Here is a 14,101-nt window from a genome sequence, read left to right on the forward strand (position 1 = left end):
GCAGTGTAACACTAACAGCCAGTCCTGCTGTCAGCTATTTATGGTCAACCAGTGCGATAACTCAAAGCATTATTGTAAGTACACCGGGATCCTACACTGTAACTGTAACAGATGTCAACGGTTGCAGCTCGACATCTGCACCAACCTCAGTAACCGTAAATCCAAACCCGGCTGCACCAATCATCTCTCCAGGCGGTCCTACTACTTTTTGCCAGGGAGGCAGTGTAACACTTACATCCAGCGCTGCAAATAGTTATTTATGGTCAACCAGTGCAACAACACAAAGCATCATTGTTAGTACAGGTGGCTCATATACTGTTACAATATCAGATATCAACGGTTGCAGTGCCACATCTGCACCAACTTCAGTAACCGTAAATCCAAACCCTACCCCGATCGTAACTGCCAGCGGGCCGATAACCTTTTGTGATGGCAATAGCGTAATTTTAACATCCAGCGCTGCTGCCAGTTATTCATGGTCAACAGGCGCTGCTACTCAAAGCATCACCGTCAGTGTCAGTGGATCTTACTCCGTAACGGTAACCGATGGAAACGGCTGCAGCGGAACCTCTGCACCAACTTCAGTAACCGTGAATCCAAACCCGGCTGCACCAATCATATCTGCAGGGGGGCCTGCTACTTTTTGCCAGGGCGATAGCGTAACATTGACATCCAGCGCTGCGTTTAGTTATTTATGGTCAACCAGTGCAACAACCCAGAGCATTAATGTTACTGCCAGCGGGTCTTACACGGTCACAATAACAGATATTAATGGTTGCAGCGCTGCATCTGCACCAACCTCTGTAACCGTCAATCCAAATCCGGCCGTTCCTGTTATCACGACAAGCGGGCCAACATCTTTCTGTGTTGGTGACAGCATAACATTAACATCAAGCCCTGAAAACAGCTATTTATGGTCAACCGGGGCTGCTGCTCAGAGCATCACTGTTAGCACCAACGGCTCCTATTCTGTAACTGTAACAGATATAAATAGTTGCAGTTCAACATCTGCACCAACATCCGTAACCGTTAATCCATTGCCCACCGCAGTTTTATCTTCTTCAACAAACGTAAGCTGTAATGGAGGCTCTGATGGAACAGCTACGGTAAATGCGTCAGGAGGAACGAGTCCATATTCATATAATTGGTCTTCCGGTGGCATTGATACAACCGAAACAGGTTTGTCAGCCGGTATTACTTATAGTGTTATTGTCACTGATACTAATGGCTGCACAGATAGTGATTCGGTAACGCTTACTGAACCAGCAGCGCTACTACTCACTACCGGCAGCGTTGATGCTACTTGCGGAGCTGCTGATGGACAAGCTTCAGTGTTTGTAACCGGTGGTACAGGGCCTTATACCTATTTGTGGAATGATACCAGTGCACAGACCACCGATACTGCTACAGGATTACCAGCCGGGAGCTATACTGTTACTGTTACCGATACAAGTAGTTGCACATCTAATGCGGTTATCTCAGTGAATGATGCCGGCGCTCCTACGGCTATTATCACTTCAACCACTAATGCTACTTGTGGTGATACTTGCGATGGCGATGCAACAGTCTCTGTAACAGGCGGAGCACCTCCTTATACCTATGTTTGGAGTGATTCGCTTGCTCAAACTGACTCTATAGCAACTGGTTTGTGTGCCGGTAATTTCTCTGTTACAATTACAGATACTGCAGGATGTGTTGCCACTTCAAATATTACCATTACAGCGCCTCCCTTATTAACTGCTATTATTGCTTCAAAGGTTGATATTTCCTGCAATGGAGCAGGAGATGGCTCTGCTGCGGTTGGTGTAACCGGAGGAATTGGATCTTACACATATCTGTGGGATGATCCCTCAGCACAAACCACCATTGCAGCCAGCAATTTAATCTCAGGGATCTACACTGTTATTGTGACCGATTCTATCAACTGCACAGTAACTACCGGTGATACCATCAATGAACCGGCCCTGATCAGCTTAACAGACACTTCAACCGATGCCACCTGCGGCAATGCAGATGGTTCGGCAACTGTAACAGCTACGGGCGGTACAGGTGGCTATACCTGGTTATGGTCTACCGGCGGCACAGCAGCAACTGACAGCAACCTCGCATCTGGGATCTACAACGTTACCGTAACAGATGCCAATGGATGTACTGCTTCATCAACAGTAGCAGTTAATGATATTGGAGCGCCCACAGTAAGCATTTCATCCGGCAATGATGTGACCTGTAACGGAGCTTGTGACGGTGATGCCACCATAAGCGCTGCAGGAGGTTCACCACCTTACGCCTACTTATGGGATGATGGACAAATTGATTCAATAGCGATAGGATTATGTGCCGGCACATACAACGTTATTGTTACGGATACCAACGGATGCAGTTCTGTGGCAAGTATTACTATTGGAGAACCAACTGCTATCAGTTTAATTACCTCTTCAACTGATGCCTCCTGCGGGTTTGCAGATGGTTCGGCTACGGTAACAGCTACTGGCGGTACAGGTGGATATAGCTATCTATGGTCAAGTGGTAGTACAGCAGCGACTGATAGCAACCTGACATCAGGGGTCTATACCGTTACCGTTACAGACACAAATGGGTGTACTGCTTCAGCAACAGTGGCAGTTAATGATATTGGTGCACCTGCTGTAAACATCTCATCCAGCACTAATTTACTTTGTAACGGAGATTGTAACGGAGATGCTACCGTAAGTGCAACGGGAGGAACTCCACCTTATACCTGGTTGTGGGATGATGGCCAGGCAGATTCGACAGCAACAGGACTGTGTGCAGGTACATATAATGTTACTGTTACCGATGCAAGTGGATGCAATTCAATTGTAAATGTTACCATCAATCAACCGCCTGCTATCAGCTTAACAACCCTTTCAACCGATGCCACCTGCGGCAATGCAGATGGTTCGGCAACTGTAACAGCTACAGGCGGTACAGGTGGCTATACCTGGTTATGGTCTACCGGCGGCACAGCAGCAACTGACAGCAACCTCGCATCTGGGATCTACAACGTTATCGTAACAGATGCCAATGGATGCACTACTTCATCAACAGTGGTAGTTAATAATATAGGAGCGCCCACAGTAAGCATCTCATCCAGCGCTGATGCAACCTGTAACGGGTCTTGTGACGGTGATGCCACCGTAAGTGTAACAGGTGGAACGCCACCTTATACTTATTTATGGAATGATGGCCAAATTGATTCAACTGCAATAGCGTTGTGTGCAGGCACATATAACGTTACTGTTACCGATTCCAACGTATGTAATTCAATCGTAAATGTTACCATCACTGAACCCACAGCTATCAGCTTAACAACCGCTTCAACCGATGCCACTTGCGGCAACGCTGATGGTTCGGCAACGGTAACAGCCACAGGAGGTACAGGTGGCTATACCTATTTATGGTCTAGTGGAGGCACTGGAGCAACTGAAAGCAACTTGACATCAGGAATATACACCATTACAGTGACAGACGTTAATAGCTGTACTACAACAACATCGGTTACGGTTAATGAACCAGCAGCACCTACTGCAAGCATCTCAACCAGCAATGATGTGCTTTGTAATGGAGACTGTAATGGCAATGCCACTGTAAGTGCAACAGGAGGCGCTGCGCCTTATATCTATTTATGGGATGATGGTCAGACCGATTCAACCGCAACTGGACTGTGTGCAGGCACAAACAATGTTACTGTTACTGATACAAATGGATGCAGCGCTGCCGGTGTAAACGTTACTATTAATGAACCGGCAGCTCTTCTGTTATCAACCGATTCAACAGATGCCACTTCAGGGAATTGCGATGGTTCTGCAACTGTAACCGCCACAGGGGGTACGGGGGGATATTCATACCTATGGGATGCCTCAACAGGCAACCAAACCACACAAACAGCTACGGGTTTATGTGCCGGTACTTATAATGTGACAGTTACGGATGGGAATGGTTGTACTGCAACCGATACGATTACAGTAGTTGAGCCAACAGGAATAGTGGATATTGATTTTGTCAATAGTATCAACATATATCCAAACCCCAATCTTGGTGAATTTAGCATAGAAATGGAGATAAGTCAGGTGGAAGATATACAGGTAAAAATAATAAGCCTGACTGGTAGGAAAAAAGAAGTATATTATGAGAAATTAAGTCAATTTACAGGAACTTACAGAAAACAGATCAATCTGGATAAATTCGCAAAAGGAGTATATCAATTACAGGTCATTACCACCTACGGTACAGTTAACAGAAAAGTGATACTAGAATAAGGACATAATTATTAGAACTTAACTTCGTACTTAGATTAAACAATGAAATTACTAAAAATTAAGCGAAGTAAAAATAATAAGTTAGTTACTGGGTACTGGGTGATGGTAGTGAATAATGTCAGAAAGAATTACCAACCTGCCTACCGAAAGCAAATAAACCAGAACCCAGTAACCAGAGCCCAGTAACTGTTCATTAAGAGTACAAAGGATAGATTTAAATATCAGTTTATTTAAAACATTGTAATTCCAATACAATCAATTAGATCCTCACCCCCATCACCAGGATATCGTCAATCTGCCTTTTTCCACCTTTCCATTCCTCAATGATACTTTCTAATTTTTGCCGCTGCTCGTCCATAGGTAAGGGGTGAATGTCTTCCAGGAGTCGTTTGAATCTTTCGGTCATAAACTTATCATTATCAGGCCCGCCAAATTGGTCAGCATATCCATCGGAGGAAAGATATAAGGTGTCGCCTTTTTTTAATGTATATTCATGGTGGGTAAAGTTTTTGATTATTTTCTTTCTTCCACCGCCAATACCATGAGAATTTCCTTCAATTTCATTTAAGATCCCATTTGAAGCGATATATAACGGTAGTCCTGCGCCTGCGAAACTAATCCTGCGTTTTTCAGGATCAATGGAAACAAGCGATATATCCATGCCATCATCTGAGTGGGTTTCTTGTCCGTTTTGATGCAAGGCTTTCTTGATCCCTGTATTTAATTCTGCGAGAATATCAGAAGGTTTTGTTATGCCTTTTTCATTAACGATCTCATTTAAAAGGGTATTACCGATCATCGACATAAACGCGCCCGGCACACCGTGACCGGTGCAATCTACAGCCGCTACAATTACAGGTAGTGATTCAGGAGATTCCCCGCCTGCCATTGCGCTGTCTTTGCTTTGGCGGGCAGGCTCGTTCACGCCAACGCTTCTACCCTTCCCTGCACCCGGAATGACAGGTAAGGAAGCAAGCCAATAAAAATCTCCACTAACGATATCTCTTGGTTTGAATAATATAAAAGAATTGGGTAATAATTTTTTTACAAAATCATTTTGGGGGAGTATGGCTTGCTGGATCTGGCTGGCGTAATTGATGCTATCGGTTATTTGCTTTTTTTGCTTTTCTAATAAAGCATTTGCTTTTTGTTTGAAACGGTAGCGATTGTACGCTAAAAAGGCTAATGCTGAAATTAAGATCAATGCTGCAATCACAGCAATGATCACTATTTTTTGCCGGCTTTGTAAGCTTTGGTTTTTGGCTATTTCCAGCTCCTTGATACGCAGATCCTTCATAAATAATTTTATCTGTTCTTCTTTCTTTTCTGTCTCGTACCTGGTTTGCATTTCTGCTATTTGTTTGCTGCTTTGCTCGTTGAAAAGGGAGTCTTTTATTTCGGAAAATAATTGGTGGTATTTGTAGGCACTTTTAAATTGATCAAGTCTGGCATAAATTCCAGAAAGATTGTTGTAAGCATTTCTTATATTCGCTTTTGAACCTATTTCTTTTGCAATAGCTAAACTTTTTTTGCTGTACTTCAGGGCTTTTTCGTAATCGCCCTGAACGCTGCTAACTTCCCCCAAATTATTCAAAATTTCTGCAATTACGTGTTGTTCTCCTAGCTTTTCTTCTACTTTCAAAGCTCTTTGCCAGGATTTGATCGCTTTTTGATAATTTTCCTGTTTTGCATAAACATCCCCCATATTTACCAGATTTGCTGCAATATATTGCTTGTGCCCCAATGCTTCCGCTAATTTTATTGATTGCCGGTAATAGTCTATGGCTTTTTCGTATCTGGCTATATCCTGGTAAGCAGCCCCAATGTTATTCAACGTTCCGCAAATTAATTGTTTGTCACCCAATTCTCTGGCTATATCTAAACATTGCAGGTAATATTCTATTGCTTTTTTGTAGTTGCCCAGGTAATAATAAACAATGCCAACATTTCCTAAGCTTGCCGCAATTTCCTTCGTATTTCCTGATACTTCTCTCATTTTAAGGGATTTGATGAAATATTTCAGGGTTTTTTCGTAATCGCCCTGATACATATAAGCAACCCCGATATTATTTATGCTTGCTGCCATTGTTTGCTTGTTTCCCAATTCTTTTTGGCTTTTTAATGCTTGCCGGAAATATTCTATGGCTTTTTCGTAGCTGCCTTGAAACAGATATGCGTTACCAAGATTATTTAAGCTAGTTGCAATTCCGGATTTATAGCTCAATTTTTTCCCTAAGGCTAATCCTCGCTTTCCGTAGTAAAGGGCTTTATCAGGGTCAATGGGTCTGTATTCCCAGGATAAAGCATTAAGCACGAGAACTCTGTTTGTATCTTTGACCGTTTTAAGAACGGTCAGGAGGCTGTCTATTTTTGCCTGCCCCGTTAAATCGTTTTTATTTAATGGGGATTGCTCAGCAAAGGTGTCTGAAACAGATAATAAGCTGATCAGGAGGATAATTTGAAGAAAAGCAGTACGCATAGTGCATAGCACAGCCAACTGGCGGGGTACCCTACGCTCAAGCCCTTTTTCCCCGCCAACTGGCGGGGCTATGCGCCCTGCACCATGCTCTGGTATTGATTTGTTTCTAATGATCATATTAAATTAATTTACTTCAGGGCAATCATCCTCACCATCCTGTTAAACAAGCCATCTGACAGAATTTTTCGCAAAAAAAGTATAGATCCTGCATTACCACCTGCAGGATAACGCAATCGCCAACTATTACTGCATACAGCTCTATAGACAACTTTTGCAACTTTTTCTGGAGGTGAGCCGGTTTCTCCAGATTTATTCATGTTTGGCATTGCTCTGTTGATGTAGCTGTCATAGGCGGTTAAACCATCTTTTGACATTAGATCCATAGAACGGTCATAAAAATCAGTTTTGATGGGGCCTGGTTCTATAATTTTGATTTTTATGTTAAAAGGTTTCAATTCATGCTGCAATGATTCTGAAAATCCTTCCACTGCCCATTTAGTGCCGTGATATAGACTGTATAAGGGGAAGGTCACCCGCCCACCTATGGATGCAATATTAGCAATTGTTCCTTGCTTTCTTTCCCTGAAATAGGGTATTACTTCTCCTGTAACATTCATTAAACCAAATACATTTGTAGAGAATTGTCTTTGAATTTGCTCTTGCGTGGCTGCCTCAAATGGACCTACCAATCCATACCCTGCATTATTGACAACAGCATTGATCACGCCAAACTTCTGTTTTGTTTCTTCAATAGCTTGCCTGATAGTCTCTACTTTCATTACGTCAAGTTGAGGGCAAATTACATTTTCTAAATTGGAAAGTTCTTTCTCTTTTTGCGGGGATCTCATCGTTGCTGCCACATTCCATTGCTTTTGCTGGAATAACTTTGCTGTAGCCCTTCCGATACCTGAGGAGGAGCCTGTTATTAAGACTGTTTTTTTCATTTTATAATATTTTTATTTTTTGAATACTGTACTTCGTGGTTAATCTCCTACGAATTACGAATTTCCCCAAATTACGAATAAACGAGTAAAAATATTCGTAATTCGTAGTAAAGGCGCTATACTGAATAATATAAAATGATTAATTTCTTATCTAATTATCGTTAAAACAGTTAACTATAAAGCACCTTTAAGAACCTAGCTTTATTCAAAACAAGTTTTTAATAAAAACCGCTTCCAGCGGGAAATACTTTTTTACCGGTATGATACAAGTCGGCAGTCGGCAGTCTACAGTCCACAGTCCACAAACAGCAGTATGTAATTTTTGCCGATTGCCGACTGTGGACTGCCGACTTCCAGTTGATTAATTTGTATCAACAAAATTATCGTTAACATGTTATCAAAGTATGCTTTTTAAGTGCCTAAACCTTTCCTGCTCAACTCATCAGCGAGCCTTAAAGAGAGCGCCATTATCGTGATCTGGGGATTAACCCCAGGCGAATCAGGGAATACAGAGGCATCACAGACAAAAATCCGTTCGGAACCTATGAGCTTGAGGTTGGTATCAACCACCCTTCCCATCCCGGCAGTCCCCTGTGGATGAAAACCACTGATCGTCATGCTTTTGGGATGGAAATGTTCGGGTTTTAGTTCATTGAGCTCTTGAAGGCTGCTAAATTCTTTTTGGTGCTTACCGGTTAACGGTAAAAGAACACGCTTTGCACCGGCAGCAAAAAATGCTTCTGCAATAAGCAGTATTCCTGCTCCCATATCCCTAACATCATCGGGGTGAAGCTTATAGTTTATCCACGGGTGAGCATTGACTTCACGCAAACTTCCTTTACTGCGATCACGCAGCATAAGCCCGAAACTTGCCAGTTGATCAGCATGATCCAACCACCAGTTAAACCTTTTTCCGCTTACTGAAAGTATTGGGCCAATGAGGCTTTTGGGTGCATGCGCTTCTTCAAGTGTAATACGGGGAAGTTCAGGTGGACGGTAGCCTAAACCTTGTGGGATCCCGTTTTTTCCATGATGAAGATCTGGAAAATATGCAAAGACTTTGGTGGCGGGATGGATTTTTAAGTGCTTGCCTGCCTGCCTCCAATGAGCGCCAAGATGATTGCTACGCAAAATGCCGGGGGTATATAATGCCCCGCCTGCAATTATTAAACGCTCACAACGTAAAGACCGAACACCATCAGGGCCTTTAACCTCTACCAGCACACTATCTTTTTTCTCAACTATCTTTACAGCTTTGGTATTAATGAGCAGCCTGGCTCCTGCTTTAACAGCTTGAGGCAGGTAAGAATAATCCGTACTTAGTTTTGATCCTGTAGGACAACCCAGATAGCAGCGTCCGGAGCCCTGGCATGCAGGTGCATTTCGAGGAAGTACATAGGCACCGGGTCTGCCTGATGCATTTAAACCCTTTTCAAACAGTATAGCGGATTTTGTGAGTAAAGACCTTGGAAGCACACCTACCCCGATCTGCTTTTCAACCGCTTCAATATAGGAATTTAGTGCGCCCCCGGCAAAATTTGTATTTAGTTGCTCGTCCCATATACTTAAACATTCTTTGAGCGGCCTTAAACATGTTCCTGAATTAACCGATGTGGTACCTCCTACCGTAGAACCTGCCAATACTAATAAAAGTCCCCCGTTTAGCGAAATTGTCAAACCTTGCCCTACGTAGTACTTTTCTATCATTCGGGGGGCAGCATCCAATTTAATGATCTCTCCCTTTTCAACCACCGTAACTTTCAGTCCTTTACGGCTAAGCTCCAAAGCTGCCGGAGCGCCCCCTGCACCAGATCCAATGATTATCACATCAGAATAAACGTCTTGTGCAATTGCAGGTGGAGCATATTTTTCTAATGGGTGTTCGGCTAAGCGGTTTGGTGGTTTTTCTTCGACAAGGACTTCAATCAATGGCGCTAAAACAAAAACACCTGTAAGACGAATTAATGAAACGGTGTGTTCCCTAAGACGCCGTATGAATAGCTCAAATCTATCATCAGGCAATTTTCCAGCTCTTTTAAATTGAAATAAGATAAAAACAGGTCCAAACCAATTGATAATCCACAAATTAATGAACCATAGCCAACGATGAGGCGCTGGATACCGTTTAGCACGTTTTTTTGCCTCAATGCTTTTAGCTTTTACCTGGGATTCTGGTATTCCGGACAAAAGAAGCCAGCGGTCCGTAAAATAATAATGTGGTTTTATTTTCTTTGAGTTATGCAACTTATTACTAATTTTCAAGATAAAGCCCATAAAAACCACCAGGAATCAATTCACAAAAAAGCCGCTCTTTAAATTTCAGGCTTTTAAATAATTTTAGGGATGCTGTATTTTTTGCTTTAACCTCGCAATAGGTTTCTATTAATTTTTTTTCTTTTGAATGAGCAATGAGGTGTTCAACTATTTTTCTGCCAATGCCACTTCTGCGTTTATTTTCATCAACCACGATATCAAGAATATGTATTTTTCCCCAGGCATATTGGTTGGTAGCAAATCCAATAACTTTGTCCCCCTCTTTTGCACAAATCACATAATGACCTTTATCTGAGACCATTTTCTTTAGTTCATCGTTAGTGACCGGATCAATAACACCTTCATCGCTGGCTTTTTTGCCAAGAGCGTGCATTTGGGCAATTTCGTTTTCTGTAGATTTAACGATCTGTAATACTTCCACCGATTGCGTCCCCGATGGGGTTGGGACAGGTGTAACTGTAAAATTAGTCATCGTAACTAGACTTTGAGAAGAGCAAATACCATCCTATTATTAATATAAAAATAAACCACCACATTATTACTTTTTTAGTCTGTTAATAATAAACTTGCAATTCCGGTAGTTAAACCAATTAAATACCAGGAAAAAGTCTTAAAAAGCTCAATTTCAGTCGTCAATCTTCTATCAATATTTTCTATTATTGACCAATGACTAATATTGACTAATGATCATTTTCCTGGTTACACGACTGCTCTCATTACGCAAGCTATACAGATAGATACCCGATGGTAAACCCTTTGAAATAAATTCTATCGTATTCACCCCTGCCTTTGCTTTGATATTCTGCCTGTAAACCACTTTGCCTAACAAATTATATACTTTAAACTCAACAGCGCTTGCTGTGGGTAAAGAAAATATGATCTCGGTTTTATCAGTGAAGGGGTTGGGGATGGTTTGGACAACAGCAAATTTTGAAGCCTTGATTTCCTCTATCCCAGTTGCGCAAGAAGGAATTCCAAAACCTGCACTCATAACTACAAGCGTATATTCTTCTACCGAATCTGGTACATCAAAAGTAGCACCGGATATAGGTTCTGTAACGTTGGCAGTCAAAAATACCATTAAAGGATGAATTCCAGTATCACCCGCATTAGCTGTGCCTGTGATCAACATACAACCATTGCTGTTTCCAGGAAAACTACAGTCACCAGGATTGCAAGCATAAGTGAACGTAGTTGGTAATCCTTTAATAGTATCCAACTTGATATAATTTATGTTTAAAAAAAGACCTGAAGTTGGATCAACCGTATCGGGTGGTACTCTTATTTGTATTTCCTGGCAATAAGGAATACCAACTTCAGCGCTATCTATCCCGATTGCTGTATCAGGGAAAATACCTGGAGTTGTAATGCTTAAATCAGGGTTGCATATCTGGGCATTTACAACCTGGAATGCCGAAACCCCCAAAACTATAAGGGTGTAAAGTAATTTTTTCATAATATTTATTGTTTTGTACCCCAATAAGGATGAAGATTAATATTTTTTGCAAAGCCCCGCACATAAACTTGTCCAGCACATAATTTCTTTTTATATGCTGCGGTTATGTGCGGGACAAAGTTACATTAAATAACATTTATTTGGAATAATTTTTATACAAAAATAACAATTTTTTTAAAAACTTTAAATTAATTTGTATTATTACGCTTTAATTTCAGACATTCTGATTTAATGAAAAAAATATTTATCTTATTAACAATCGCCTTCAGCTTGTTCTCTGCCTTGTTGTTTGCACAAAAAAATACCATCAAAGGTAAGATCACAGATGCAAAAACCCAGGAAACATTGGTCGGAGTAAACGTAGTTCTTGATGACACATCAGGCACGGCAACTGATTTTAATGGAAATTATGAATTAAAAGTATCAGAAGGGAAGCATACGCTTTTATATCGCTTTATCGGCTACACATCTCAATTGAAAGTTATAGAAGTAATAGCCGGAAAAACAGTAACAATAGATATTGCCCTGGAAGAAGAAGCTACTGAGTTAGGTACAGTAGTTATTTCTGCAGGAAAATTTGAACAAAGGATTGAAGATATTACTGTATCTATGGAAGTGATCAAACCAAATATTGTAGAAAATAAAGCTACCACAAACATGGAGACAGTAATAGACCAGGTACCTGGCGTACAACTCGTTGATAAAGAGGTACAGATCAGAGGTGGGAGCGGTTATAGTTTCGGGGCCGGAAGCCGGGTTATGATCATGGTGGATGACATGCCCTTGCTTTCAGGAGACGCTAACAGACCGGAATGGAATTTTTTCCCGTTTGAAAACCTTGAACAAATTGAAATAATAAAAGGTGCATCTTCTGTGCTGTATGGTTCTTCTGCCCTTAGTGGCGTTATCAACATCAGAACTGCCTATCCAAAAGCGGAACCTCAAACAAAAATAAATATTCAAAGTGGTTTTTACGATCAGCCACAAAGAAAACATGCTGTTTATTGGGGAGAAGCCAATCCGGTGTTTACAGGGATGAATTTCTTTCATTCCAGGATAATTAATAAAAATCTTGACCTGGTGATTGGTGGAAATGTTTATTTAGACGATAGCTATGTCGGAGGCTCGCCTCCGGCAATATCAAATAACGGAGATACTATTCCTGCACACAACGGTTCTTTTGAAAATCGTATCAGGCTGAATACCAATTTGAGGTACCGTTCTGAAAAAATTGAAGGGCTTGACTTTGGCGTGAATTTCAATGCCATGTATGCACAATTTACCTCCAATCTTCTGGTGCTTGATACAGATACAGGCCTGTATCTTTCTTATCCGGGTGGAATCACCTGCACCTGTCCATCGACTGCCTTCAATATTGATCCCTTTGTCAATTATAATGACAAGAAAGGCAATAGATATAGTTTGAGAACCAGGGTTTATTATATTGATTTCGATAACGATAATAGACAGGCCAATCAGTCCACTATATATTTTGGTGAATATCAACATCAAAAACGTTTCAACAAGATCAAGGATTTTACTGCAATAGCCGGCATTATGTCAACTTATACGAAGTCAAACGCTGAGATATATAAAGGAAATGAAGACAGCTCAGGTGTAAACACGGCTGCAAACGTTGCCGGTTATTTACAATTAGACAAGAAATTCTACGAAAGGATCACGGTTTCTGCCGGGGCAAGACGGGAATATTTTAATGTTAATAATATTGATAAGAGAGCCAAGACGGTTTTTCGTACAGGAGTAAGTGCACGGCTTTTAAAAGAAACCTATATGAGAGCTTCTTTTGGACAGGGCTTTCGTTTTCCTACAATATCGGAAAAATATATCATTACAACTGTCGGAGCGATGAAAGTTTTTCCTAATCCCGATGTAAAAGAAGAAACCAGTTGGAATGCCGAAGTGGGCATCAAACAGGGAATTAAGTTACGCGAATTTTACGGATACCTTGATCTGGCTTATTTCAGACAGGAAATAACCAATGCTATTGAATTTAATTTTGGATTGTGGGGTAACAATACCAACCTTTTTAAAATTGCTGAAAATTTTGGATTCAAGTCAATAAATGTTGGTAAAGCCAGGATATCAGGATTGGATTTTTCTCTTGTTGGTCATGGAAAGATAGGTAGAATGACTATAAATGTTTTAGCAGGTCATACATTTACCAACCCTATTGCTCTTACTCCTGATTTAATTATTGATTCAACAAAACGAATAGCTATAAATCCTTTTACTAATGATACTACTATTATTAGTAATCAAATATCTTATAAAAGCTCCAGTACTGATACTTCAGGTATACTTAAGTATCGTTTCCAGCATCTGACTAAAGCTGATGTGGAAATTTCTTATTCAAAATTTTCATTAGGGATAAGTTTCAGGTACTTCAGTTTTATGAAAAATATTGATAAAGTATTTGAGGATCTTAGTTCACAGGGGAAAAGTTTACCACCGGATATAAAAAAATATAGGCAGGAACACAACAAAGGCGACTATTTATTTGATCTACGTGCCTCTTATGAAATGAGTAAATCGTCAAAGATTGCTGTCATCATCAAAAATTTGCTGAACCACGAATACATGGTAAGGCCTTTGCAAATCCAACCGCCCAGGACGTTTACCGTGCAGTATACTTTGAAGTTTTAGAAAAAGT

7 protein-coding genes are annotated in these 14,101 nt (G+C 40.9%); 2 read left to right on the forward strand and 5 right to left on the reverse strand.

The genetic code is table 11. The features are described from left to right. Positions 1–4,277, forward strand: a 4,277-nt coding sequence (locus FVQ77_10040; GenBank protein MBW8050657.1) for a T9SS type A sorting domain-containing protein, incomplete at its 5' end; no start/stop codon positions are given. Positions 4,278–4,536: 259 nt separating this feature from the next. On the opposite strand, the gene FVQ77_10045 is transcribed toward FVQ77_10040, so the two are convergent. From FVQ77_10045 to FVQ77_10065, 5 genes are all read right to left on the reverse strand, one after another. Further along, positions 4,537–6,873, reverse strand: a complete 2,337-nt coding sequence (locus FVQ77_10045) for a tetratricopeptide repeat protein (GenBank protein MBW8050658.1) — start codon at positions 6,871–6,873, stop codon at positions 4,537–4,539. 11 nt (positions 6,874–6,884) lie between these two features. Then, positions 6,885–7,700, reverse strand: a complete 816-nt coding sequence (locus FVQ77_10050; protein MBW8050659.1) for an SDR family oxidoreductase — start codon at positions 7,698–7,700, stop codon at positions 6,885–6,887. Positions 7,701–8,111: 411 nt separating this feature from the next. Next, a complete protein-coding gene (locus tag FVQ77_10055; GenBank protein MBW8050660.1) occupies positions 8,112–9,974 on the reverse strand; it encodes an FAD-binding protein in 1,863 nt (620 codons plus the stop codon). Next, complete coding sequence (locus FVQ77_10060; protein MBW8050661.1) at positions 9,952–10,446, reverse strand: GNAT family N-acetyltransferase; 495 nt, start codon at positions 10,444–10,446, stop codon at positions 9,952–9,954. Before FVQ77_10060 ends, FVQ77_10055 begins: the two co-directional genes overlap by 23 nt. A 198-nt stretch (positions 10,447–10,644) precedes the next feature. Further along, a complete protein-coding gene (locus FVQ77_10065; protein ID MBW8050662.1) occupies positions 10,645–11,430 on the reverse strand; it encodes a T9SS type A sorting domain-containing protein in 786 nt (261 codons plus the stop codon). Positions 11,431–11,661: 231 nt separating this feature from the next. Here FVQ77_10065 and FVQ77_10070 point away from each other — a divergent pair, with 231 nt between their 5' ends. Further along, positions 11,662–14,094, forward strand: a complete 2,433-nt coding sequence (locus tag FVQ77_10070; GenBank protein ID MBW8050663.1) for a TonB-dependent receptor — start codon at positions 11,662–11,664, stop codon at positions 14,092–14,094. Positions 14,095–14,101: the final 7 nt, after the last annotated feature.

This window comes from Cytophagales bacterium (assembly GCA_019456305.1).
Taxonomy (GTDB): domain Bacteria; phylum Bacteroidota; class Bacteroidia; order Cytophagales; family VRUD01; genus VRUD01.